This is a genomic window from Desulfosporosinus acidiphilus SJ4, assembly GCF_000255115.2.
In the GTDB taxonomy this organism is placed as follows: domain Bacteria; phylum Bacillota; class Desulfitobacteriia; order Desulfitobacteriales; family Desulfitobacteriaceae; genus Desulfosporosinus; species Desulfosporosinus acidiphilus.
In genome coordinates, this window is record NC_018068.1 from 4,103,263 (window position 1) to 4,128,213 (window position 24,951).

General features: G+C 38.9%; 26 protein-coding genes, 2 tRNA genes and 1 riboswitch. Of the genes, 11 read left to right on the top strand and 17 right to left on the bottom strand.

Annotated features, from left to right (window positions below; genetic code table 11):
* Positions 1-94 precede the first annotated feature (94 nt).
* Positions 95-316 carry an SHOCT domain-containing protein gene (locus DESACI_RS18830; protein WP_014828805.1) on the bottom strand — a complete coding sequence of 74 codons (222 nt, stop codon included), beginning with the start codon at positions 314-316 and terminating at the stop codon, positions 95-97.
* Positions 317-359: 43 nt separating this feature from the next.
* Positions 360-800 (bottom strand): hypothetical protein, encoded by a 441-nt coding sequence (locus DESACI_RS18835; protein ID WP_014828806.1) that lies wholly within the window; start codon positions 798-800, stop codon positions 360-362.
* Positions 801-1,039: 239 nt separating this feature from the next.
* A riboswitch (cobalamin riboswitch) is annotated at positions 1,040-1,229 on the top strand.
* A gap of 208 nt (positions 1,230-1,437) precedes the next feature.
* On the opposite strand from DESACI_RS18835, the gene DESACI_RS24940 reads away from it, so the two are divergent.
* Together DESACI_RS24940 and DESACI_RS18840 are read left to right on the top strand one after the other, a co-directional pair.
* A complete protein-coding gene (locus DESACI_RS24940) occupies positions 1,438-1,689 on the top strand; it encodes a HoxN/HupN/NixA family nickel/cobalt transporter (protein ID WP_202947859.1) in 252 nt (83 codons plus the stop codon).
* Between the two features lie 251 nt (positions 1,690-1,940).
* Positions 1,941-2,189, top strand: a complete 249-nt coding sequence (locus DESACI_RS18840; protein ID WP_148271335.1) for a hypothetical protein — start codon at positions 1,941-1,943, stop codon at positions 2,187-2,189.
* A 97-nt stretch (positions 2,190-2,286) separates the two neighbouring features.
* On the opposite strand, the gene DESACI_RS23180 is transcribed toward DESACI_RS18840, so the two are convergent.
* The 3 genes from DESACI_RS23180 to DESACI_RS18850 are packed head-to-tail and all read right to left on the bottom strand — an operon-like array spanning position 2,287 to position 3,744.
* Positions 2,287-2,688 carry a rhodanese-like domain-containing protein gene (locus tag DESACI_RS23180; protein ID WP_014828807.1) on the bottom strand — a complete coding sequence of 134 codons (402 nt, stop codon included), beginning with the start codon at positions 2,686-2,688 and terminating at the stop codon, positions 2,287-2,289.
* A 57-nt stretch (positions 2,689-2,745) separates the two neighbouring features.
* Positions 2,746-3,060, bottom strand: coding sequence for a putative mercuric transport protein (locus DESACI_RS25000; protein ID WP_250634607.1), 315 nt, complete (start codon positions 3,058-3,060; stop codon positions 2,746-2,748).
* Positions 3,061-3,099: 39 nt separating this feature from the next.
* Complete coding sequence (locus DESACI_RS18850; protein WP_014828808.1) at positions 3,100-3,744, bottom strand: flavodoxin family protein; 645 nt, start codon at positions 3,742-3,744, stop codon at positions 3,100-3,102.
* Between the two features lie 395 nt (positions 3,745-4,139).
* Between DESACI_RS18850 and DESACI_RS18855 the strand changes: the two genes are divergently transcribed.
* On the top strand, positions 4,140-4,577 hold the full coding sequence (locus DESACI_RS18855) for a helix-turn-helix domain-containing protein (RefSeq protein WP_014828809.1): 438 nt from the start codon (positions 4,140-4,142) through the stop codon (positions 4,575-4,577).
* A gap of 398 nt (positions 4,578-4,975) precedes the next feature.
* Here DESACI_RS18855 and DESACI_RS18860 read toward each other — a convergent pair whose 3' ends face one another.
* From DESACI_RS18860 to DESACI_RS18870, 3 genes are all read right to left on the bottom strand, one after another.
* On the bottom strand, positions 4,976-5,173 hold the full coding sequence (locus DESACI_RS18860; protein WP_014828810.1) for a hypothetical protein: 198 nt from the start codon (positions 5,171-5,173) through the stop codon (positions 4,976-4,978).
* Positions 5,170-5,349 carry a hypothetical protein gene (locus DESACI_RS18865; RefSeq protein ID WP_014828811.1) on the bottom strand — a complete coding sequence of 60 codons (180 nt, stop codon included), beginning with the start codon at positions 5,347-5,349 and terminating at the stop codon, positions 5,170-5,172. Before DESACI_RS18865 ends, DESACI_RS18860 begins: the two co-directional genes overlap by 4 nt.
* 559 nt (positions 5,350-5,908) lie before the next feature.
* Positions 5,909-6,721 carry an FTR1 family iron permease gene (locus tag DESACI_RS18870; RefSeq protein WP_014828812.1) on the bottom strand — a complete coding sequence of 271 codons (813 nt, stop codon included), beginning with the start codon at positions 6,719-6,721 and terminating at the stop codon, positions 5,909-5,911.
* 696 nt (positions 6,722-7,417) lie between these two features.
* Between DESACI_RS18870 and DESACI_RS18875 the strand changes: the two genes are divergently transcribed.
* Together DESACI_RS18875 and DESACI_RS18880 are read left to right on the top strand one after the other, a co-directional pair.
* Positions 7,418-7,837: a MarR family winged helix-turn-helix transcriptional regulator gene (locus DESACI_RS18875; RefSeq protein WP_014828813.1), complete on the top strand. Its 420-nt coding sequence runs from the start codon at positions 7,418-7,420 to the stop codon at positions 7,835-7,837.
* Positions 7,838-7,960: 123 nt separating this feature from the next.
* A complete protein-coding gene (locus DESACI_RS18880) occupies positions 7,961-9,835 on the top strand; it encodes a heavy metal translocating P-type ATPase (protein ID WP_014828814.1) in 1,875 nt (624 codons plus the stop codon).
* Positions 9,836-10,056: 221 nt separating this feature from the next.
* On the opposite strand, the gene DESACI_RS18885 is transcribed toward DESACI_RS18880, so the two are convergent.
* Positions 10,057-10,434: a hypothetical protein gene (locus tag DESACI_RS18885; protein WP_014828815.1), complete on the bottom strand. Its 378-nt coding sequence runs from the start codon at positions 10,432-10,434 to the stop codon at positions 10,057-10,059.
* A gap of 881 nt (positions 10,435-11,315) precedes the next feature.
* On the opposite strand from DESACI_RS18885, the gene DESACI_RS18890 reads away from it, so the two are divergent.
* From DESACI_RS18890 to DESACI_RS25295, 3 genes are all read left to right on the top strand, one after another.
* A complete protein-coding gene (locus DESACI_RS18890) occupies positions 11,316-11,972 on the top strand; it encodes a hypothetical protein (RefSeq protein ID WP_242833090.1) in 657 nt (218 codons plus the stop codon).
* The gene (locus tag DESACI_RS25835; RefSeq protein ID WP_014828817.1) at positions 11,950-12,240 is read left to right on the top strand and encodes an HNH endonuclease; all 291 of its coding nucleotides are present in this window, start codon (positions 11,950-11,952) and stop codon (positions 12,238-12,240) included. The genes DESACI_RS18890 and DESACI_RS25835 overlap by 23 nt, the downstream gene beginning before the upstream one ends.
* A 269-nt stretch (positions 12,241-12,509) precedes the next feature.
* Positions 12,510-13,088 (top strand): hypothetical protein, encoded by a 579-nt coding sequence (locus tag DESACI_RS25295; protein WP_014828818.1) that lies wholly within the window; start codon positions 12,510-12,512, stop codon positions 13,086-13,088.
* 138 nt (positions 13,089-13,226) lie between these two features.
* Here DESACI_RS25295 and DESACI_RS25585 read toward each other — a convergent pair whose 3' ends face one another.
* From DESACI_RS25585 to DESACI_RS18910, 3 genes are all read right to left on the bottom strand, one after another.
* Positions 13,227-13,361: a hypothetical protein gene (locus tag DESACI_RS25585; RefSeq protein WP_282434141.1), complete on the bottom strand. Its 135-nt coding sequence runs from the start codon at positions 13,359-13,361 to the stop codon at positions 13,227-13,229.
* Positions 13,358-13,627: a hypothetical protein gene (locus DESACI_RS23190; RefSeq protein ID WP_242833091.1), complete on the bottom strand. Its 270-nt coding sequence runs from the start codon at positions 13,625-13,627 to the stop codon at positions 13,358-13,360. The genes DESACI_RS25585 and DESACI_RS23190 overlap by 4 nt, the downstream gene beginning before the upstream one ends.
* Before the next feature lie 309 nt (positions 13,628-13,936).
* Positions 13,937-14,320, bottom strand: coding sequence for a hypothetical protein (locus tag DESACI_RS18910; protein ID WP_014828819.1), 384 nt, complete (start codon positions 14,318-14,320; stop codon positions 13,937-13,939).
* 1,771 nt (positions 14,321-16,091) lie between these two features.
* On the opposite strand from DESACI_RS18910, the gene DESACI_RS18915 reads away from it, so the two are divergent.
* Together DESACI_RS18915 and DESACI_RS18920 are read left to right on the top strand one after the other, a co-directional pair.
* Entirely contained in the window at positions 16,092-18,185 is a 2,094-nt protein-coding gene (locus DESACI_RS18915; RefSeq protein WP_014828821.1) for a site-specific integrase, read from the top strand.
* Positions 18,186-18,188: 3 nt separating this feature from the next.
* A complete protein-coding gene (locus DESACI_RS18920) occupies positions 18,189-18,527 on the top strand; it encodes a helix-turn-helix domain-containing protein (protein ID WP_014828822.1) in 339 nt (112 codons plus the stop codon).
* A 672-nt stretch (positions 18,528-19,199) separates the two neighbouring features.
* Here the strand turns inward: DESACI_RS18920 and DESACI_RS18925 are convergent.
* The 4 genes from DESACI_RS18925 to dnaG all read right to left on the bottom strand — a co-directional run bounded on the left by DESACI_RS18925 (position 19,200) and on the right by dnaG (position 22,507).
* Positions 19,200-19,274 (bottom strand) — tRNA-Ile (locus tag DESACI_RS18925).
* Between the two features lie 18 nt (positions 19,275-19,292).
* A tRNA-Asn gene (locus tag DESACI_RS18930) sits at positions 19,293-19,367 on the bottom strand.
* A gap of 109 nt (positions 19,368-19,476) precedes the next feature.
* On the bottom strand, positions 19,477-20,664 hold the full coding sequence (rpoD, locus tag DESACI_RS18935) for an RNA polymerase sigma factor RpoD (protein ID WP_014828823.1): 1,188 nt from the start codon (positions 20,662-20,664) through the stop codon (positions 19,477-19,479).
* The gene (gene dnaG / locus DESACI_RS18940) at positions 20,654-22,507 is read right to left on the bottom strand and encodes a DNA primase (protein WP_014828824.1); all 1,854 of its coding nucleotides are present in this window, start codon (positions 22,505-22,507) and stop codon (positions 20,654-20,656) included. Before dnaG ends, rpoD begins: the two co-directional genes overlap by 11 nt.
* 423 nt (positions 22,508-22,930) lie before the next feature.
* Here dnaG and DESACI_RS18945 point away from each other — a divergent pair, with 423 nt between their 5' ends.
* On the top strand, positions 22,931-23,530 hold the full coding sequence (locus tag DESACI_RS18945) for a GerMN domain-containing protein (RefSeq protein ID WP_014828825.1): 600 nt from the start codon (positions 22,931-22,933) through the stop codon (positions 23,528-23,530).
* A 316-nt stretch (positions 23,531-23,846) separates the two neighbouring features.
* On the opposite strand, the gene DESACI_RS18950 is transcribed toward DESACI_RS18945, so the two are convergent.
* The gene (locus DESACI_RS18950; protein WP_014828826.1) at positions 23,847-24,887 is read right to left on the bottom strand and encodes a deoxyguanosinetriphosphate triphosphohydrolase; all 1,041 of its coding nucleotides are present in this window, start codon (positions 24,885-24,887) and stop codon (positions 23,847-23,849) included.
* Positions 24,888-24,951: the final 64 nt, after the last annotated feature.

The following is a 24,951-nucleotide window of genomic DNA, read 5'->3' on the forward strand; positions in this document are numbered from 1 at the left end:
TAAATTCCTCCTTCAAATTATTTTTAACAAATTACAGCTAGAAAATAATCTTTACCAAAAGTTAATTTCTATTCAAATCAATCCAAGAACTAAATTATAGCTTTTTAATAGATATAGTCTGCTTTTGTCCCGACAATTCTTGTTTTCTCTCATGATAGTCCTCACTATTAATCTCGCCCCGGGCATATCGATCATTTAAGATATCCATTGGAGTATGCAACTGAGATTCATGGTTCGTGCGACACGCCCCTCCGGCATTGGATGAGTTAAAGAAATAATACGCTACAAAGACTAGAATAATTAAACCAAACATCATTTGTGATTCCCCCTCTCATTAGTTATTAAGCTAAATTAGGTAATTACATCATATTGCCACTCTTGTTCAGACTCCTATTTCCGTTCATCATCGTAATTCCAGAACTGGTAGCACTACTTCCATTGGTCATCATGTTTCCTTCTGATTGACTCATAAATTGGTTCATCTTATTAAGATTGTCTTGTCCAATTTGGGCCTTAACATTAGGGTCAGAATTCATAAGACCTTGCATCGCCTTAACATCTCCTGTTTGCATGGCGTTCTGCATCCCCGCTGAATTATAGAGATCTTGCATGGCCGTCGAATTCATTAATGATTGATGTTGACCTTGTGAAAAGGTTTGCTGCATAAATCCTTGCATTTGACCCACCCATCCGCTGCCTTGTTGAGAAGTCGTTCCTGCTAGAGCTGGTAAAGCCATAACCCCTACTGCTAACGTTGCGGTTCCTAAGATGGCAGTGATCCTTTTACCAAATTTTTTCATTATATATTCCCCCTAATTTAATCTTCATTTTGAAGTTTTGTAGCTTTGCTTCATTCAATTTACTGATCTTCTATGTCCTTAGTGTAACTCAGGGATACGATCTTCTCATGAAAAAGTTGTGAATTTCTCATGAATTTAGAGGTGTATCACTCATCTTAGCCAAACTTTGTTTACAATTTTTAATGTATCCTCGTATTGGTCACTATACAACTTACTTACCTCATGGTATTATTGAAAAAACTAAATAGTTTAGAATAAGTGATTCCTTCTTGAGGGAAGGAATTGAAAAGGAAAGTCAGTTGAAAGCTGACACGGTACCCGCCACTGTAAAAGGGAATCAACTCACACCATGTCACTGGAATTCATCTGGGAAGACGTGAGTTGATGATGATCTTAAGCCAGGAGACCTGCTTATTCTAAGGTGAAAGCTACCTACGGGAATGTTAGGGGGTGTATACTTGTGTCGATAGGTCAACTCTTGTTGTGTGATACATGTTAAACTTTTTCCCTTCTATGATGAAGGGTTTTTATTTTTGTATTCCTAAACCGAATCTGGTTAACGTTCTTTTCATAAACAGTGGATCAGGAGGAAGAAAAAGTTGAAAGATATCACTCAGGCAGAGAAAAGTAGCCCTCAGTGGCTGCGTTATGGTATGGCAGTAACTGGGCTACATCTTTTAGGCCTAACAATGATGTTGCTAAATATATAACAATATCCGCAATTACTGGGATTTGGATTTTTATCGTACACACTGGGCTTACGTCAGCTTTTGATGCAGATCACATTGCAGCTATTGATAACACAGTTCGCAAAATGATTCAACATAACCAAGACCCCATGGGAGTTGGTAGGCAAAATTCCGGTTACCGACACCGTACCCGGCTGTAATAGAATCTCCTAACGCAAGATAATAGTTTGGCATTTTCTGTTTATCACCACCAGTTTAGATAGATACCAATATACGGTACGTAACCCAATATAAACTTGTGCAAGCTTTACTTTATAAATACAAGGAAACGGATCGACTCTAAACGATTTGTTTCCTTGTATTTATAACTATTTGGAACTATTTTATCCAGATATTACATAAAATGGATGCCGTCGTTCTAACTCCTGGCTGACCCCTATGTCATCAATCCGTGGGATTGATCCAGCGTGAATTTGAAGAGATTGGCTTAAGTACGATTAGTATTTCCCTGATGCAAGGGATTACGGCAAAAGTATCCCCTCCTCGTACTGTTTATGTTCATTTCCCACTAGGTCGTGTTACTGGTAAGGCGTCCGATGCCGAGACCCAGAACCAAGTATTTAAAGCTACCCTGAATCCTTTAGTTGATATCCAAAACCCCGGCGAAATTAGGAAACTGCCTTTTACATGGAAAGAGTAGGCTCAAGCCTACTCTTTTTCAACAACAATTATTCAAATATACTTCTCGTTATCAGCCATACAAATCAACTCGTTGTACGCTGCCATTTTTTTGTAACTCACGATTTTTTATCCCAAGCTTGCATCCCGCCATCTAAATTTAGAACTTGTTCATACCCCTTCGATTTGAGGAACTGACCAGAGGCGTCCCCCATTGGCCCTGTATGACAGACTAAGATGATCCTTTTATTTTTATCAAGTTGAGTATATTGCTTCTCAAAATCAGCAAATGGTATCAGAATGGCACCGGGTATGTGTTCATTGTTATATAAAACAGGCTCTCTTAAATCAACAATTAACGTATTATTAGCGATTCCATCATTTAATTGTTTTTTTAATTCCGCAACCGAGATGGACTTTACTTGATTACTACTATTATTACTGGTATTTTGGTTGGCACACCCTGCTATTATCAGTGATAATAGGCTAATCAATATGACCGAAAAAAATACTTTCTTCATATCTGCAGCTCCCTAAAAGTATTGTTGTCTTTGGCTATTTAGTGATGTTAGTGCCATTTATAACAAGCCAAGAGAAAAGAGGGAATACGTGAAACTCGCTAAAGTTAATCCTGTTGCTATCCACAATATAATTCTTTGTTTACCATGGACTAAGGATCGCCTTTTCCAGGTAACCCAATGGGCTATTCCTAAAAATATAAAACTTATGCTGATAAACGTCCACTGATATCTGGCAAAGAATGATAAGGTTGAAAACATTGAACCGCCCAGACCGAGCGGTATTACTAACGCCGGAAGCGTTCAGGCAAGACATCCAAAAGCGGCGGAAATCATTGTGAAAATCTGAAGAAATTTTTCTTTCCAATTGGCCATTTTTTCTCTCCTTAAACAAGAATTAATAGGGTATAAACATCAACCCACTACTCTATTCCTAAGTGTGAAGCCTAATAGTTTGCCTGCCCTATAAGCTTGATCGATTGCGTCCTTTTGTTCATCAAAACGGGGAGGACAATGTTCACTCTTAATCTCGTCGAGAAATCCGTGGTCCTTAACAACATTACCAACACTACAGTTTTCCCCATACCCACAAGTGTAACACTGGGAATAGCCATGAGCCACAACTGAACCAACTATCTCCAGCTTATTTGATTGCATCATCTTAGCAATAAATGTCTGAACGGAATTTCCAGTCTCTCTGCTATATTCCGCGCTCACAACTAGGCCTAACTTATCCTTCAAACTAAATACATCTCTGTGCCGGAAACAAAATGTCCTTTCCAGACAGGCGTGGCCAAGGGCATTAATCGTCCCATAATAGTTAGGTGCTCCAAATACTATTGCCTCAGCTTTGAGCATCTTTTCTCCGATTTCGTTCCAGTCATCCTTAACTTTGCAAAAATTATCAGTTGCACACCTTGTACATCCAATACATCCGTTGATTCTTTTACCAGTTAATGAAACATAGTCGTATTCCATCTCACTCGCCAGAAGAACTGCTTTAACTGCTGCACTGGTAATTCCATCTTTTCTTGCACTGGCACTAATCCCGAGAATCAAAAGCAATCCTTCCTTTCATTTGTAATGAAAGCACAAATTCAACCTTAAGGCAAAAGAACTGTAAATAACATTTACACTCACATGTACAAACGTTCTGATTGCACGTTAAATTCATTATATCTTTATCCTTACGTTAACGTCAATATGTACAAAGCCTTTAATATTTCCCATTCACTCGTTACTCTAATCAATTCGAGAAGGGTGTGCTATACTAAGCTATATTTTAAAACAAATTCACGGCTAATACGAATGGAAATGATTGGTTCGAGCCGAGAAAAAGGTACTTATACCAAGTCAATTACCGTTCTTGGAAACCATTAGTTCCATATGCTATACTACATATACCTCTTGGTTACAATATGATCTCGAAGAGCAGTATGAATGGAATGATTAACATGAACCAGGAAAAGAAGCATTTATTAAAAATTGGGGAATTGGCAAAAAGAGCCGGGGTAACAGTGCGTACAATTCGCTATTATGAAGAATTAGGGCTACTATCCCCGACAGAAGTCAGCCCCGGAGGGTTTAGGTTATATACGGAACAAGATCTGAATCGATTCCAGTTCATTCAACGTTTTAAAGAACTTGGCTTACCTTTGGAAGAAATACAAGTATTAATTGACAATTCTGAACCCGGGGAAAGCAAGATACAAAGAATAAGGGCAAGTTATTCTTTGTTGGAAAAACAATTAAAGAAAATTGAAGATAAGATTTCCGAGCTTAAAGTCTCTAAAGCCAGTATTGAGAAAGGCATGGAAGCCTTAAATGTGTGCAAAGAATGTGCACTGGAGGTATGCCTTCCTGCATGCAGTAACAAAAAGGCTCTATTGTAAAAGCCCGGCATTCCGCCTGGTTATTTGCTTGATCTTACATTGATGGAAATAAAAGAGTTTGGTTAAGGGTTGCCGTCAGGCAACCTTCATTTTTATACTTTTATGGTAAGGGAATCAAAACATATTGCCTTTTGCTATGTTATGTGAATTCTGTAAATTAACTTTTTATGAACCAATTTTCATAGGGCCGGAAGATGGAGATCGGCTTTCCTGCCTTAGTTACAATAACCTTCAAAAACAACAAAAAGCCCGATAAAAGCCACCACCTTCATCCCGCTGGTGTGAGGATTTCTATCTTCTCAAACAACGCATTAAATATTTCTTCATCGAACTCTTCATAGAAATAAGATACTTACTTCTATACCTAGATTTATTTGAATAAACGATAAATCTATAGGCTATCCAAGTATATATTTTTGACCTGGCTGCTGAGCCTTCTTTTGAGAGCCAATAGCTACTAAGATAATCCCTATTAACAATACCCAGTTTCCAACAGTAACAAGTAATTGTGGCCCGATTTCTTCTTCGCTGGACATGTCCCTAAGACGACCAGCGTTATTAAAGGCTAAGATTCCTATGCCAACTACCCTGATCACGCTGAAACCGCAGTTATTTTGGCTGGGTCTATTCTATTATCTTTAATACCGAATCTTTTAAGGATTTCGATTCTCTCTGATAGTAAACAAGAGATCACCAGAAGAATATACCCTACTGTAGCTATTATGCTACCAGTCTCTCCCGTTTTTATATAAACCAATTCATCTCTCGACATGATAATCCTCCCTAGCTTTAGATTTTAACGATTATTATTATATTGTATGTCTGAATATCATACTGTGAAATAGTCTTTCTAATTTAGGTTTGCTATCGGCATATCTGTGTATGTAGTGCCTCAGAAGGTTTTACTCCCCCCTCTCCTCTACACTTTATCTGGCTAATGGTTCCCATGTGCATTATCACAGAGGCACAACAGCGATGGTGCATCACCATAGTCACTATTATAGTGGTACTAATTATCCGTCTTATTAATCCAGTTATTAGGAAGGAAAAAGTCCTAGAGGGCATGTGCCACTCTGTTTCCAGGCAAAAAATCAGAAAAGCCGAGCATACCATTATAGGACGGCTTTCCCCTTTCTATACTTATACAAAACCCATTTTCATTCACTTATCAAACTTAATCTCGTATTGAGATATTATCCGATCTAGCAAATGAGAATATTATTATATGAAATGAGAAAAAAAATACCCTATAGAATAGACTTATTGAAATTGTCTACCCATTAGGTATTTGTATTATTCCTAGGCCTTTTTATCTAATTGTTATTGTATTCTTAATTATTATGGAGTTTCTCAGGCTTAAAATAAGCATAGAGAGCACCCGTCAAATACGTTATATATGCAAGCACTTGGATCAAATTGGGGCTGTCCGAGTATCCAAAAATCGCTTTTAGTAGGCTTCCTATCGTCGATTCTTGATCCAAAAGTCCCTTGGAACTCCAAACTTGTTCAATCCCTAGCGGAATCATATGCAGTTCTTGAAATTCATGAATTCCCCCGGATAAAAGCCCTGCTGCCATGACAATAAGAAGTACACTCATTGCCGTAAAGAATGATTTTAGCGGAAGACGATGTGTTCCTCGATATAGGATATATCCTAGGATAGCTGCTACACCAAATCCTAATACGCTACCACTTACAGTGGCAAATGCTGATGTTTCTTGTGCTGAACCTACTACAAATAACACAGTCTCGATGCCTTCTCTAATTACAGAGACAAAGGCTAATGAAGCTAATGTCCAGACTGAGCCATGACTTAACGCCGCTTGTATTTGCCGTTTTAACTCTCCGCCGATATCTCCACCCTGTCGTTTCATCCAAATTGTCATCCAAGTGAGCATAATGACGGCAACGATTTTAAGTGTTCCTTCCAAGACAGCTTGAAACCCTTCGACTTCCGTCGTTCCCAGTACAAAAAAAATCCCTACCGCTACAATTATACTGATCAATACTGCCGTTCCTGCCCCAAGCCACACCTTTCCTGTTTCCTTCATTTGTCCTAATTGTTTGAGATATGCAAGGATAATTGCGAGGACAATTGCGATTTCGGCTCCCTCGCGTAAGCAAATAATGAACACATTAAACATATTTTCGCTCCATTCTCTATGTATTGGTAATGATAACGATTATCATTACCAATATCCTACCTTGACTAGTTCCGTTTGTCAATAAACTAATTTTTGGTATTTTTCCAGACTGTCCGTTTAACCGATTTTTTCATGCGGAATTTCCATTTGCACAAAATAATTTATATCCCAGTGATGAATCCTTCGATTAGGTTATAAAAGTTGCTGGTTTCTGGGTGGCTTTCATACTGTAACACTGGCTTAAACGGACTTGTGCTTCAGTACCCTTTCCTTAGACACCGCTTATACTGATTTCCCATTCTGACTCACAGTTAACTATTTCCTCCACTCTCAATCCACCCTTCACTCAGTAATAAAATGAGTTGGTGTGAGAATTTCTATCTTCTCACCAACTCATTGAATATTCATTATCAAATTCTTCAAGCAGTGAATCTCTATTGCCCAGGTCCATGCCCAAGGATTAGCCTGAGCCGAATAGGAAAAACCTGAGGCAAACAGTATAGTAAATCGACGTGAGTGTTATTATTGAATCTAACTAGGGTGGGGTATTTTGAGAAGAAAAGTTTTTAGAGTACCAATGTCTTCGCTAACCCTCTTGTAACCGTAGCGCATTTTTGTTACTATATATCTTGAGTATCAAACATTATTAATATAGAACTTTATTAGTTTCTTACAATATTTAGAGGAGGAGTATCAGTGTCTATCAATGAGGAGTTAACCCATGAACTCTTAGCGTTTTACAATGGATTTTCTTCTTGGGAAAATTCAATCGTGCGATCCAGTGAGGTAACGGTTTCTGAAGCACATGCCTTAGAAGTCCTTGGTGAAAATGAAAAAATGAATATGAAAGGTTTGGCTCAGAAACTGGGAGTAACGACAGGAACTACTACAGTAACAGTGGATCGTTTAGAAAAGAAGAATTTTGCACGGCGTGAATTGACAAAAGAAGATAGGCGCGTTAATCTCATCAGTTTAACAGATATAGGAAAGCAGGCCTTTGAGGAACATCATGACTACCATTTACGCCTGACAGAGCAAATGACCTCTACTTTGAGTGACGATGAAATCAAGCAATTTTTGCACATCTTGAAAAAGATTAATGTTGAAACTTTTTAGAACGCAGGAAATTTCGTATTAACGATCCATCAATTTGAAAGGATTTACAATAAGAGGGCTAGAGGTTACATACAGCGTTACTAGGTGGTTATGTGAAAAGAAGAAATTAGAGGAGCAACTGACATGAGAACATCTTGGGATATCCTTTGGTCGCGACATAAAGGGTTGATTGTTACAGCCCTCAGCTTTGGATTAATTATCCTGGCTTGGTATTCTGGCAGATATGGTCATACTCAGCTAGAAATTCCATTCTACGTATTGACCTATGCAATAGGTGGATATCAAAAAGCCTGGGAAGGTCTGCAAACCCTGATTAAAGAAAATGATTTCGATGTCGATTTGCTCATGGTCGTAGCGGCTATTGGTGCAGCCAGTATCGGATTTTGGAGAGACGGGGCTATTTTAATTCTAATCTTTTCACTGAGTGGTGCTTTAGAAGGATATACTTTGGAGCGAACGAATGATGAAATTAAGGCCATAATGAAACTACGCCCGGAAGAGGCGATTGTGTTACAAGGAAACGTGGAAAAGCGAGTTCGAGTCGAGGAATTGCAGCAAGGCGACCGTTTGCTGGTGAGACCGGGAGAAAGGATTGCGGCGGATGGGCTTGTGCATGAGGGATATTCTTCTGTGAATCAGGCATCTATTACTGGAGAATCGATGCCCATGGACAAAATTCCAGGTGATGAGGTTTTTGCCGGAACCATGAACGGACAGGGAGCTTTAGTCATCGAAATGACCAAACCCGCAGAGGCAACGTTGCTTGCTAAAATAATTCATCTTGTTCAGGAGGCTCAAAGTGAAAGACCCCCCAGTCAATTATACATGGAGCGTTTTGAACGTATTTATGCAAAAATTGTGGTCACTGGTGCAGTTTTGATTTCAATCGTGCCACCCTTTGTCTTAGGGTGGTCATGGAGTGAGACAATTTACAAAGCGATGATCTTTCTCGTCGTAGCCTCTCCTTGTGCTTTGGTTTCCTCCATCATGCCTGCTATTTTATCTGGGATATCCAATGGAGCACGAAATGGCATATTATTTAAAGGAGGCGCCTATCTAGAAGCTATCGGTGACGTAAGCGTAGTAGCTTTTGACAAAACCGGAACTCTCACGGAGGGAATACCGAGAATCACTCAAGTGGTACCTTATGGAAGCTATACTGAAAATGAGGTATTATGCATCGCGGCCTCCCTGGAAACTTGGTCAGAACACCCCATTGCTAAGGCAATAATCCGTAAGGCAAAGGAGGAAAATATCCAACTTTGCTCGACTTCAAAACTAGAAGCTGTGCCAGGGCTTGGGGTTCGTGGCATAGTGGACGGTCAGGAACATAGAATTGGAAAACTAGATTTGACCGAAGGACAAAAATTGTCGAAAGAGGAAATGAAGGCTGTCCAGAAACTGGAGAAGCAAGGGAATACAGTGATCTTTGTTCAGGTGGAAAAAGAACGAATCGGTGTTTTAGCGGTACAAGATACCCTACGACCACAAGCAAAAGAATCGATCAAAAGACTAAAGAAAATGGGTATTAAGGTTGTGATGCTGACCGGCGACAGTGCTTCAACCGCGCAAATCATAGGTGAGCAGGTAGGCGTCGATCAAGTATATTCAGAACTGCTGCCGGAAGATAAAGTAGACATTATTAGAAAATTAGGGGAATATGGAAAAGTAGCCATGGTCGGCGATGGTGTTAACGATGCACCGGCCTTGGCGGTTTCTGCTGTGGGTATCGCTATGGGTGCTGCCGGAACCGATGTCGCGTTGGAAACTGCTAATGTTGTTTTGATGGCTGATGATATTTCTAAGGTTGCTTACGCCATTACCTTAGGACGTCGCACGACTAGGGTGGTTAAACAAAATGTGGCTTTTGCCATTGCCGTCATTCTCGTGCTGGTCCTGTCTAATTTTTTCGGGAATATTATTCTACCTGTAGGAGTCATCGGACACGAAGGGAGTACTATCCTTGTCATCATCAGTGGTCTACGTTTACTACGGTAATAATAGTTACGCCTACAATACGAGTTGGCTGATTAGTCTTGGAAATAACTGCCCGCAAACATTCTTCGCATAGGATTGTTTACACCCCTCCTTCTTTCACCCTCAACCCGCTCTTAACTCAAAGACAAAATGCGTTGGGGGTAGCATACCAAAGGGGACATTGTAATAAACCTTGGACAAGAATTTATGGCGGATGTGGCAAATAAGCCTTTTACTGTGATCTACATCATGAATATCGTTCCCGTTTCAGAGATTGCAAAAATATAGATAGACTGAATATAACGGCCAAACTCGTTCTGTTGTTCTTGAGACATGTTTTCAGGATTGATATTTAAAAGGATCTTATACTTCTGGAAAGTTTCCTCGATATTTCTACTGTAAGAATAATATAGATAAAGAGGTTCCATATCTTTCTCATCGCCATAACAATATGAAGAATCCGGTACCAAATGAAAACCTTCTTTGATTAACCATTGTTCTGCAGCTATACAAGTATTTATATTTTTAGGTGTCTCTAATGTTAATGTTACTCTGTTAGAAAATGTTTTATGCGTGAAAACTCTTGATTCAATTTTACTCCGTAATATATTTGAATTCATTTATATCTTCCTCTTTCTAATTTATTAGGAAAAACAAAAGCCAGTAACCTCCCTTCATTTGTGTAAGGGAGCGTCACTGGCTTGGGTTGTTTCCCTTTGCCCTACTTATTTCACTCATTTGTATTATAACGTGGCGTCTGATCGCAAATCAAATACTTTTTGATTATTAAAAATGGGCTACATTTACAGTACAAAAGATTACAATAGTGTCCACAATACATCGTCGATACTATGCCAGCAGCACACAAAAAGGCCTGGTCATCAACTCTGGATTTGATCTTAACCAGTTATTCAATATGTCTAAGGACGCTAATTCTCTATTAGATACAAAGTCGCGACTGAGAATAACCGAATTGTTTTTAGTTCTATAAGCACAGGCGATCATTCAAAATTAGTAGCTCCCAATGCTTATAGGATTACCACGTTATCGAATGCTTAATCGCTTGCGCCCATAACCCACGTACCAATAGAATAGCCCGTCGTTTATAAGCTTTTCTCAATAGGCATTTCGCAATAAAATCCCATCATTCCCTTCGTGGCATATCAAGACCGTTTGCGTTCGTGGATTGTCGGATATGTTTGTACCATTCAATCTTGTTTTTGCTTAATATACCCTCGATGAGATATTTATCCTTGTTCTTAATCCAAAGTTTGTAGATAAAAAAACTACGACGATTCACTAATAAAATCGTGCATTTATTTCGTGTGTCCTTATTGTAACTACTCTCTATAATCGAAAGACTGAATAATCCCTAATTATCCATCAATCACAATAACCTAGATTCTATACAGATCATGTTTAGTAAAATAATATATGGTTATACTTGTTTTAATGTGACTTATAGTCAACATTTAACCAAGCCCATCTTTCAAAACTTTGGGTGAATCTAATATCTTATGGAGGGAAAACTATGTCAAATATCATCCGTGCTACAGTGACTATCCGAGGAACGCGCCCCATGCTAATTCATCATTTTGGTCCCGATGCGATTCCACTGGAACGTAGGGAGAGAACGGGTGTAGCTGGACATGACCCTGAGGAATGGAAACGTACAGTACTAATGACAGCTGATCGCCAAGTGTACGTTCCTTCTGAATATATTTTGGCTAATTTCCGTGGCGGTGCTAAAATCGCTTTCGGTTCACGCGGTGGTCATGCTACAAGGCTGGCTGCGTGTCTACTGGTTTACGATGAACACATTTTATTTAACCGCTTTGTTCCCGAAAATATAAATGAGCTTATTAATCGTATAGATGACGACGTTTATCTTGATGTACGAGGAGTTAAACAACCAATCACTAAGGCACGAAATATCCGTTATCGCGTAGCATTATCTGCGGGATGGCAGTCGACATTTACAATAATATGGGATAAAACTCTAATAAGTCGAGACGAAATGCACTCAATAGTAATTCATTCAGGGCAATTCGTTGGTTTAGGGGATGGCAGAAACATTGGCTTTGGTCGGTATTCTGTAGAAGTATTTGATTTCCTAGGTAAGGAGGAAGTTAGTGATGCCACATCATCGACCATGTAGGGAAGTTTGGAAGGATATCCGCCAAAAAGTCTGGCTACGCGACAATGAAAAATGCATTCATTGTGGCAAGAAAGTAAAGTTATATGATTGTCATATAGATCATATTCGATCCGGTAAGTTGGCTGGCAACCGACTATGCGAACTAAGAACTCTATGCCGGAGGTGTCACGTTACTAGAATGGACTCCAGGCACCGAGGAATGATCGCAAATGCACTTAGAGATGGTATCATACCACCCCATTGGCGTGAGCTTTTGTGGGAGGGTTGATAAATATGGAGTATGGTTGGGCAAAGGTTGGTGAGGTAAGACAGGGTAGGTATGGTATGGTGAGGTGTGGTACAGTAAGGTAAGGTGAAAAGAGGGGAGTGTAGTTCTACACTCCCCTCTTTCTAGTATCTGGGCCCCAATAATTTCAAGGCTCGGTCACAATGGGTGGTTGAAAATCTTGATTTTTTAGCAGACCATATAAAATGCCCTGCTAAGTTGATTTCTTTTTGATTCGCAATATAAGAATATATTTTGGGAGAGTGCCTGGTATGAAAGATGAACTGTTTCTAAGAAATCAGATGGATGCAATAAATAACAAAATCATTAATCGCGTCAAATATATTTCAGAAACAAAACAAAAAATTGAAGAAGCGTACAGGGAATTGTTTGAATTGGAATCTGATTATTCATTTTTTATGAATCTTCTCGATGAATTGCAGATGGTATTAAATAGTGAATGCACTGAAGAAACCGCAAATAATATCCTAGCGAGGCGCTCGAACGGAATTCCCAAAAGGGATAAACAAGTACGGATTGCAATGAGCAACCCAGTCATTCGCAAAGCACTGACAATTGAAGAAATCTTTAGGGCCGACGCTCAGGAGCGAAGGCTTTATGAGATGAGAGAAAAAGCGTTTCTAGATGAAATATCAAATGTCGAAGGAGCTAAAGCTGAGGCAACTCAAGATGCTATTTGTAAATTTCTTGATGCTCGTTTTGGTGTAGAATCTCAACCCCTTCAGAATACTGTTCGCACAATAAACAACTCAGATGCGCTCAGCCGAATTATGAATCAATTTTTTGCAGTTAATCAATTGGATGAGGCTAAAGCACTCATTGAGGTTTAGCCAGAAGTCTGCGAATTTCAACCAATAGTTGTGACAGAGCCAATTTCAAAAGGAAATAAGTCTGTATCCAAAAACTATTATCTAGGTTTAATCAAACCAAAATAGCAGTTGAAATGACCTGAAGATGAACAGCTTTTCTTATTGCTCCCGAAGAATTTTGGTCCATCGATCGCGGCCACCATATCCATCAATAGTACCATTTTCAAAAACCTTATTTTCGACTGCTCTTTTTACAATGTCCTGATTGATTTGTTTTAGACCGTCAATATTCATGACTTTAAGCGTATCTCTGATCCATCCACCTGCGGCAGCTTTGTCCCTCGGGGAAATAGCTGCCGAAACTCATGATTCTTTATCATTAAATTTAGTTCGTTAAAGCTTTTTATCCTCAGCAGAAAACCAACAAGTACCGGTAGAATAACTTGACCAGTGCTATAAGTTGGGTTAACTCTTCCGTCAGACAGTTTATTCAAACCTCGTTCGAGGTGGTAAACATCCTTCATATATTTCACCAATTTTTCAAAGTAGTTTTTTCTCATTCCACCCTCTCTTTCCCTCTGATTTTAGCAGAAGGTGAGGGCCGGTTAAAGTTGGAAAAGCTCCGAATTTGATACACTTTTGAAATCGGCAATAATACTAGGGTAATCAATAGTTTAACTGTGGTAGAGGCTAAAGTGCTGCAACGGTATCAGTTTTAGTGGCCTTCTTTTGACTATACGAAGCCTACCCTTGATAACCTAATAGAAAGGCTTGCAAGCCAAATTGTTTAAATATACAAAACAGTTGAATTTTCCATAGGCCGACCAATTCCGATTGATAAAATTATTTTCTATAAAAACTCTAGTTTGTCAGATTAAAATTATTTTGAGTTTTTCCGTTATTGCTATTATCCAAATATGCTCGATACATTCACGGAGTTGGCTTTCCTCTTCCTGTGACATATCCTTTAAATTAGACATTAAATTAAGGTACTTTTCAAAATATTTTTTTTCGTCATACGAATAATAAATCCTGCAACCAGCTAGATAATCAAAACGATTTTTACCGAAAACTGTATAATATTGTGAATTATATCCATTTTCTACCAGCCACTGCTCAGCGTCGTTTATTGATTTAAATCGTGGTGTAACCAAGGGTGGTCTGGGCTTATGTGATAAACATCTATATATAATCAGTCTTAATTCAACTTCGGAATACATATCGAGCATGATGCGCAGTTTACTAACTTGCATGTTATTTAATCCTCCTGAAATTTATTTTTTGAATTTAATTTCTAGAAAACCAAAAGCCAGTAACCACCTTAAACATAAAATTAAGGAGTGTTACTGGCTGGTTTATTTTCCCTGACCAGAGTTTTCTTGTTAAACTAATTATAATATTTTCTTTTTAAACATTCAAATGTTTTTTTATAATTTACTAAATTAGTTATTATTTATTTCTTTCAGGTTATCTCAAAATTTTAGTCCCCAACCTTCACTAATACCTCTGCCCTCGTCGAAAGACGACCCAAGTTCGATTATTTTTTGAATTCCTCACTCATCCAACTTACCCTAATGAAGATGAAAATATGGGATAGTATATAGCTGACACACCTACATAAGCCCTGAGAGAACCATCAATGTTTCTCTCAGGGCTAGACATTCGAATAAGTTTAAACCGACCGCTTCAAAGATCAGCCACTATCTTTTTAGCACTAACTCTTTCCTAACTAAACAACAACATCCAATTTTCCTTCACTGCATATTCTGTCACCTTTGAAGGAATAAAATGGAAGCAAAAACCTTGGTACAATAGGTTTTTACTTCCATTTTATTCAATTTTATTGTAGCAGAGATTGCGTCTATACCGTTCTTTTATATGTGTACGAAGATTTTCAAATAAATTTTCGTCTTCTTCAACTTCCCCAAACTCATATTGATAATCCCATGGATTCACTCATATCCTCTTAGCTCCAGCATTTGTATAAAATTGCGCAATCATTTTATTCTCTATGTTTAGGCAAACTAAAATTATGGTTATAAATGTCAATGCACACGTGACTTACAATCTACTTTCCTGAATCGCATTACTTCTAAAATATAGGTGGATATGGTCTATGTGATTCTAAAAAACTAAAAAGGATATCCGGTAGAAAGTATGGCTTCGAGACAGTAAGAGATGCGTCCACTGTGGCCGGAATGTGGATTTATATACGTGTCACATTGATCATATCCGATCTGGAAAGTCGTCTGCAACAGGCTATGCGAACCTCGAACTCTATGTCGGAGGTGTCACGTTACTCGAATGGATTTCAGACACTGAGGGATGATTGCGGGTGCACTTAGAGATGGTGTCATTCCGCCCAATTGGCGTGAGCTATAATGGGAGGATCGATAACAGTATGGTGGTCTATGGTTCGGCGTAGGATTGGCTCTGCAGGATAGGGTGTTGTAAGGTATGGTGAGGTCCGGCGTTGTAGGTAACTCAGAAAAGATGGGAGTGCAGTTCAACTACACTCCCATCTTTTCAATTTTCTTGCTGTTAATATTTTATTAGACTTAAATGCCAGTAGAATCTCTTAGTTGCTATCATTATCAAGTAAAAGATACCTCATTTATTTATCCTGCAGTGGTTTCTGGACGTATTCTCTATCTCATTAAATGGGTGTTTTCTATGTCTATGAGCGTATTATTGAAAATACTAATTCATCTGACGCCAAAGTTCTAAAACAAATTTGGTTCTGCGAAAGTTAAGTGTGAATAACAAAAAGTTATTCTTTCATTTCATCGATAAAAAAATACAAAGACGTTTATTTAATTATTTGTTGTATACATTATCGTTTATATGTCACAATGTATACAACAAATTAACAGTATACCCATTTTTATACCTTTTATACAATAAAAACATCTATTTATGTATAAAACTTTACTATTTTGTCTATAATTCATGTGTCAGATACAAAATCCTATTATCAGTGCTTATTCATCGGGGGGAAATTCACTTTTATAAAGGAAGATCAAAATGTTGATTTCTGATAAGCATCATACAAGGCATATTTCAAAAGACAGGATTTCACAATATATTGAATTTGCCCTCTCAAATAAATATTCTACAGATTCACGAGAGATTGACCCAATGCATGTGCTTGAGTGGGTTGCAGAAGTGGTTAAAAACGAAGACAGTTCACTATATGAATCTTGTCATTTTAAAGCCACATATTATTTTTTGATTAAAGAGAGTAAGTATCCGATGGCTTTATTTCTGAAACTTTTACATATAAGAATTCTACTAGATAGATGCAAAGTTGTAGATACAAAGGTATTTAGTTACTTATTTGAAATCTTCTTAAAAGCCAGTAAACAATATGCTACGGACCCAAAGAGCAGGGAGATTCTTAACGAATTGCCAGATGAAATACCCGAAGACAGGGATAAATTTAAAGGGTGGTTCTTAACAATAACTAACCGCAGTTTTCGAATAAGTTCCATTATCGATCTATACATTTGGATAGTTGAACAAGGGCTCACAATTAACTTTAATAACCAAAAAAATTTAGTAGATGTTCTCAACGATTATCTGAAGTTTCTTAAAGCAAACTACACTCATAGTAAATACAAAAAAATGAGAATTTACATTGTGTATTTAGTTACGTTTTTGCAAGGAGTAAAGGAGAAGGTTGAATTGTTAAACAATGATACCCAGGTTATAATCACTAAATTCGCCAACTATAAAACCGCAGGTATTCCGATTTTCTTCGAATCGCAAAAAATAAGTGATTCAAAATGGAAGCCAACTAACTCGATACATGGACAAAAGATTCTTAAAACCTTTATAACAAAAGTCATTAAATCTAGGGGTTGCACCGAAATCGGCATAAGTGAGTTTTCAGTCTTTTCGTTAACTCTAACTGATTACCTTGGGGTTAAGGTAAGTAGAAACGAATCACACACCTTGAGGCAATTCATACCATGGTTGTTGGAAAATCACACTATAGAAGAGTGTGATAGAGCTCAATTAATGCACTTATATAAGAGGATGCCTAAAGCTGCAACTTCGACATTCATTGCGGGTGATGGGAATTTTATTTCTAGAAGAGACTTTATTGTAATAATTACTACTGCTTTCCGAACTTGCCAAAAAAAAACCAAGCTAAAGTTTGTCATTTACTTATGCCTCGTTGGTTTTCTGGCATTAAGGTTAAGTGAAGCAGTTCAAATACAAATTGGTGACTTCGAATTAGACGAAAGAGGTCTTCTAAGAGACGTTGGAAATGGGTTCGGAACGCTAGTGCTTCCAGCCTTCAAATCCAAAGGAGGCTACTCTCCCTCATTTAAGCCATACAATATTGCAGTCGTCCCGAAGCTAAGAGATATAATTAATATGTATCTCGAAACGGATTTCATGAAATTCCACACGCCTGAGACCTATCTTTTGCGACCTAATGCTGTTCGTGAATATGATCCGCTTTTCGACAAAGTTCCAAACCACATTAAAAATGCACTAGAATATGCTTTATGGCTCGACAAAGCAAGGGATTGTGGGGAGGCTATTGCACTTGATATGTTCCGAAGAACAAAGAATCAGATGGAAACAAAAATTATTGGAAACTTAAGTAGTCACGATTTGAGACGCTCTATCAATGATTGGATTAAGAAAACGCCAATAAATTTACCTGCAGATATAGTGAACCGTATTGCAGAAATTCACTTAAGACACAAATCGAGAGGTAGCGTTAACCAAATACACTATACAAGTAAACCTACGCTGATTCAGTATATTGAATGTATTAATAACGCCCTAAACTTTCCTTGGGATCTCAACAGCCTACAAATCTGGGAAGCAAAACGAATGATAACAGAACCAATCAGCCCCTATGAAAGCGAAAATCTGTATCCCTCCATACCCCTGGAAACGGAAGAGACCATATTTGAATCAATCCCTGAATTCATACCTCAAACAATAATTTCCCCTCGGGAAAAGAGGTCGAGAGATCTAGAAATAGGAATTGAAGAAATAGAAAGGCTTCTTAAACGTGACTCTACAAAAAATAAGATAATGTTGCAATCAAAACTTCGCGAAATGACAAAAGAGCTTATTAATATTAGGAGAGTGTAGCGTATGTCAAATGAAGAAATCGATGCCCGTATTCTTAAATCATTATCTGCAGAAAAAAAGAAGATACTACTAACAAAGTTGGGGTTAATTCCTCTACTACCATCAATAATTAGCAATATAAATGACGATGATATTTATTCTACAAAGGATTTAGCGGAATTTCTCAAAATCTCCCCTCAGCATGTGACTAGGTTATGTAGGCAAGGTACACTAGACGCATTTCAGAGTGTGCCAAGAGGAAAATATATGCTATTTGGTAAGAATATAAAAGATTTCTTAAACAGGAGTTATTACCCTCCAAAAAAGATTGAAAAATTGGCTGAGAAGTTCTTGAACGAATAAATACTTCCTGTTTTGATATTTAACGTTAAGTTCACATATTGCAAGTTTGTTCAAGGTGCAATGCCCTGCCTTCAATTATGCTAATTGATAGTGATCATTGCTACAGAAAGCTCTACAAAAGCGATTGCCGTTACTATACTGACTAGTCATACAAAAAAGAGCCAGGCACCTTATAATAGCCTTCACAAGGCCTCTAGGCGCCTACCTGCATTTCTCTTATATACAATCGAAATGTTTCGTTAATTAGGGCATACCAGATTGTTATATTAAATTGACAGTTTAGTTTAGTTCAATTCGGCTCACGACATAAAAAATTGAATAGAATAGGCATCTTTAGTCTACCCCTTTGAATCAAAAATAGTTTGCAATGTCCCCAACTACAATCCCAGAAAATCGCCAAGAGTTCCACATGTACCATGTTTATCATGAATCTTCAAATTACATAGTCGAACCGACTATCGAAGATTATCTATACGCTTGACACGCTCTTTATTTCACATGAACCTTAATGTTTTTTAAGTGGCGAATGAGAACTCTTGTATGCCCCCTAGAATTAATTCTCATAAACCTAATAAGGAAAAATCCTTCCGAATAGAACTCGGAAGGATTTTTCCTTATTTTTCCATGTAATTGAACATCTTGAACATTTAATTACACTTTAGTACGGTAGGTTGGTGGGCCCACTAGGATTCGAACCTAGGACCAACCCGTTATGAGCGGGGGGCTCTACCGCTGAGCTATAGGCCCTAAAAAGGGAAAATAAATTGGCTCCCCGAGTAGGACTCGAACCTACAACCTACCGGTTAACAGCCGGTTGCTCCACCATTGAGCTATCGAGGAATGCCCTTTGCACGAATTATTATAGTTAATTTGACCTTAATAGTCAAGCCTTTATCTCAATAAATCTTGCTCAATACCAAATGATTATACAATTAAAATTATTTTGACATTACTCCAAGTAATCTTTTAATTTCTTGCTTCTGCTTGGATGACGCAATTTCCTTAAAGCTTTGGCCTCAATTTGCCGAATGCGTTCTCTTGTTACGCCAAATTCCTGTCCAACTTCCTCTAAGGTTCGAGTTCTGCCATCATCAAGACCAAAGCGAAGCCTCAGCACTTTTTCTTCTCTTGGTGTCAATGTTTCCAGAACTTCCTCCAGTTGTTCTTTTAAAAGAATAAACGATGCTGCCTCTGCTGGAGCAGGAGCATCATCATCAGGGATAAAATCTCCCAGGTGAGAGTCTTCCTCTTCTCCAATTGGAGTCTCCAATGAAACCGGTTCTTGGGCAATTTTCATGATTTCCCGCACACGTTCAACAGGAATGTCCATTACTTTGGCAATTTCCTCAGGAGCGGGTTCCCGTCCTAGTTCTTGTAAGAGCTGCCTTGAAACTCGAATCAGTTTATTAATCGTTTCCACCATGTGCACAGGAATTCGAATCGTCCGAGCTTGATCGGCTATTGCACGAGTAATGGCTTGACGAATCCACCATGTTGCATAGGTACTGAACTTGTAGCCTTTTGTGTAGTCGAATTTTTCCACAGCTTTAATTAATCCTAAATTGCCTTCTTGAATTAAATCTAAGAAAAGCATGCCTCTGCCGACATAACGTTTAGCAATACTAACCACGAGCCGTAGGTTAGCTTCAGCCAAACGGCGTTTTGACTCTTCATCTCCTGCCTCCATACCTTTGGCTAAAAGGATTTCATCCTCAGCCGATAGCAACGGAACCCGCCCTATCTCTTTCAAATACATTCGGACAGGATCGTCAATGCCTACCCCTTCCGGTACGGTAAGATCTACTTCAGTCTCCTCTTCAATCTCATCTGGATCATCCACCAGATCCTCGTCATCATCAACTTTGCCCTTTTTCAAGACTTCCTGTTCGACATCCTCAGGCCCAGGCACAACGTCTATTCCCATTTGAGCAAGTTGTTGGTAAATATCATCAATTTGATCCGCAGAAAGCTCAATCCCCTGAAGAGCATCCATGATCTCAACATAGGTAAGGGAACCTTTCTTTTTGCCATTTTGTATAAGAGCCTGAACGTTGTCCATTTGCTGCTCTTCTTTCACCTGTCCCCCACCTTCCCTTGGATCTATTATTTGAGTGCCTTTAACCTTACTATTTGCCACGTTTCAACCGCTCTCCTATCTCTTTCAACAGAGCCATGGCCCCAGCCATGTCACCGGATTTTTCTAAGGTTACCATGCGTTCCTGAAGATCTTCTACAGTTTCTTCTGCTTGTGCTGAGAGAATACCCTTAATACAATCTTCAAAGAGGCGCTCGGTTTGGGAGGTATCTAACTCTTCCAGGAGTAAGCTTGCCAAACGACTTTGTATCGTTTCGTTGCCATGGGCAGGTAAACTACCTTCCTGATCGAGATAATCAAAAATTTGTTGGTGTGGAGAAACTCTCCAAAAGGATGAACCCAATTTTCCTTTGATTCGTTTTACAAAGGAGATGTCTTCTAAGAGCAAACGCAAAAGTGTTCGTTCTGCTCTGTAAATTCCCAATTCAACGGTAGGTTGAGGGCCCTCCGCTTCCTCCTTACATATAATGGCATTAGTAATAGTATCCCTATTTTTCACAGAACTAATCGGATTTTGCGGAGAATATTCCCCAGATCGTTCTTTTTGGTGATTTTTCTGTCCCAGGCTTTTAATCTCGCGTTGTATAGCTTCTAAGGTAAGTCCTAGTTCTAAACTCAAGAACCTTTCATATCCTTCTCTTTCAACTGGACTGACTACCTTAATGACATCAGGAGCGAGTTTATGCACTAGTTCTACCTTCTCTAAAATGTTCCGAGGAGGTTGGTTGTGTGTCAATATTCGATATTTAAATTCGATAAACGTTGCCGCTTGCTTAAGGAATTCATCCAATTCTTCTCGGCGATGCTTCTTTAAAAATTCATCGGGATCTTTGGCTCCTTTTAAGGTTATAATTTCGGCCTGGATTCCTGCATCACGTAGGATTTCCCCTCCCCGTAACGCAGCATTAATTCCAGCATCATCCGAGTCATACAAAAGAACAACACGCCTGGTATACTTTTTCAGAAGGTTAGCCTGCTCCCGTGTTAAAGCAGTCCCTAAAGAAGCCACGGCATTTGGATACCCGGCATTCTGAAGTGCAATAACATCCATATAACCCTCCACCAGAAGAGCATAACCTTCTTCGCGAATTCCTTGATGAGCACGATGCATTCCATATAGATGGTGCCCCTTATTAAAAAAGGTTGTCTCCGGAGAGTTTAAATACTTTGGAGCAGAATCATCCAAAACCCTTCCACCAAAGGCGATGGGTTGATTGCGGCGATCTAGAATACTAAACAGAACTCGATTACGAAAGCGATCGTAAAATTGCCGTCCTTCCTTCTCGGGCTTTCCCCTTTCCAAGGCTAAGCCAGCTTCAGCAACTTCATGGGGTTGTACTCCACGCGTTTTCATATATTCGAGTAACCCATCCCAGCGATTAGGAGCATATCCTAAACGGAACTTATTCATGGTCTCGAAATCTATGCCACGTTGTTTAAAATAGTGTCGCCCAGGCTCCCCTTCCGGTGATTTAAGAAGAAGATTATTGTAGTAGTTGGCAGCCCATTCATTGATTTCTTCAAAGCGTCGCCGGAGCCGAGTTTTTTCTCGCTCTTGAGTCGACATTTCTTTTTCCGGGAGCACAACTCCGCACCTTTGCGCCAATTTTTGAACACTCTCTAGAAACGTCCAATTCTCCTTCTTCATAACAAAGGAGAAAACATTACCCCCGGTATGGCAGCCAAAACAATAAAACATTTGTTTTTCTGGGGTAACTGTAAAACTTGGTGTTTTCTCAGGATGAAAAGGGCAAAGGCCTAAATAATTCTTACCCTTACGCTGCAGACTGACATATTCAGATATAACCTCAACGATTTCAGTACGCAAACGTACTTCCTCGATAATTTCTTCTGGAATCAATTCCTCGCGAATTCTATTTTCCACGTTCTTCGCCCTTCGATTTGCTCTCACAATTCATAGGGTTTGTCAACCCTATCTCTATACAATTCTTCGCCGAAAATTCACGGAATCCTCTTTTTTAAACCACTTATCATGAATTAGTTTTAGAATGGATACAATTATCAATTCCAGAACTATATAATTCTCCTTTTCAAGCGATAATCCCTCTTTTCTTCGACAAATATTTACCGCGTTTTTGTACTTTTTGCTTTACAATAACCCTTATCTATTGCTGCTTCTCAATGGAAGAATAAATCATACTCTTTTACATAATCAAAAAGCATGTTAGAATAAATAATAAAGTCTTATTTTAAATTAATATTTTATAAAGTTTGAACCTTTCACTGAGTCTCTTATACGCTATCTCAGTTTAAAGTAAACGTTTGATTATGTAAGGAAGGTGAAATTATGACGAGAGGTTTTCATAAACTACATATCTTCGCATTGATTTCTCTGTTGCTCAGCGTGACCTTGTTGGCGGGATGTAACTCAGTTAAAACTCAACAAACCCAGCCTTCGAATACTTCCGGAAATAATACTTCATCAGTATCTTCGACTCCTTCCAATAATGATACAGGAACTTCCACTCAACCATCGCAAAGCGTAAAACTAACCCTCTATTTCCCTAATAACGACGGAAGTGCTCTTGTTCCCGTTGAGCGAACAGTCCAAATTTCAAATCAAGAAGTTATTAACACGATGTTGAAAGAATTATCATCTCCGCCTTCCGGTTTAGAGAGCCCTCTACCCAAAGGGACGATCTTAAGAAGTGCTGATGTCAAAAACGGTATTGCTACTCTAAACTTTTCCAAGGAGTTTAAGCAAAACTTCAGCGGCGGGTCTGATGCTGAAATGATGACAATATACGGCATTGTAGATACCTTAACGAGCTTGTCGAACGTCCAAAGTGTACAATTCCTATTAGAAGGGCAGAAACAAGATGTTATTCTCGGAGGCTTGGATACCAGCGGTCCATTGACGAGAAACAATAGTTTAATTAAAAAATAAAATAAGAAAACGCGACGTAATTATGATGGTTGAACTAAGGTTTAGACTTTTGCCCAAACCTTAGTTTACTTCTCTTTCCTAAATCTTATACTTTTCCAACGAAATAATTCTAACTTTCGCGCATCAAATATATCGATTTGTTTATTTAATATAAACTGCATCTGAATCATTTATCTTCCCCTGAACTTAAAAGGTTAGAGTAACCCGACTTGTGTTACTCTAACCTTTCGTTTTTGTTTTTTGATTTAATTCTTTTGTTCTATATTTCTCCCTCATGACTGAGCTGGGCTCTCCCATATCTTCTAATTTCAACGTGCTAGCGCGGAATAAATAAGCTCGTAAAAAGGTCAATAGCATAGTTGTCTGTTAGCCCGGAAATATAGTCGACTACAGCCTGAGTTTGATCTCCCTTTGCCCAGTCCAAAAAACTGCGGGGAAGCTTTTCAATATTGTTGCTGTAATAATTGTACAAAGCCTGGACAATGTATTGTCCTTTTCGACGTTCCTCACGCAAGGCGGCACTATTATACACACTCGTAAACATAAATTGCCTGAATTCATTCATCGCTTCCCCAACTTCCAGGGACTGCTGAATTTGCTTTTTCCCTTGTGAAGCTGTAATCATATCAACCACCATTGTCGTGATCATCTCACTGGGTTTTTGACCTAATTTTCGCTTTACGAGTTCCGGCAATTCTCCAGGAACTAACAATCCTGCCCGCACAGCATCATCGTAATCGTGACAAAGATAGGCAATGCGATCCCCTGTTTTAACAACCTGGCCTTCCAGGGTAAAAGGAATGCCTACCCCAGTATGATGTAAGATTCCATCAAGCACCGGTTTCGTTAAATTTAATCCTTGCCCGTCGCGTGCTAGAACCTTCATGATTCGAATGGATTGTTCATTGTGTTCAAAGTGCCCGATAATCTTCCGTAAGGCCTCTTCCCCAACATGACCAAAAGGGGTATGTCCAACGTCGTGTCCTAAAGCAATGGCTTCAATGAGATCCTCATTTAATTGTAAGCCCCGTGCAATGGTACGACAGATTTGTGAAACCTCAAGGCTATGGGTCATTCGAGTACGATAATGATCCCCTGTGGGAGCGATATATACCTGAGTCTTATGCTTAAGACGCCGAAATGGTTTGCTGTGCAAAATCCGATCCCTATCCCGCTGAAATTTTGTTCGGATAGGGCACTCTTCCTCCTGACGTTCGCGGACAGCCCCTTTGCTCTTAGCAGCATAAATAGAAAGCCGCTCTTCCTCGGTTTCTGATCGTTCACGAATATTTAAGCCAGTTTGAATACCAGCCGGACTCTTAGTCGAAGGCTCTATTTTTCCTTCATAGTTAGCCATACTCTTACTCTCCCTCATGCTTATTTCCACTCATCATGGGACCGAACAAACTCCAGGGCTTTGC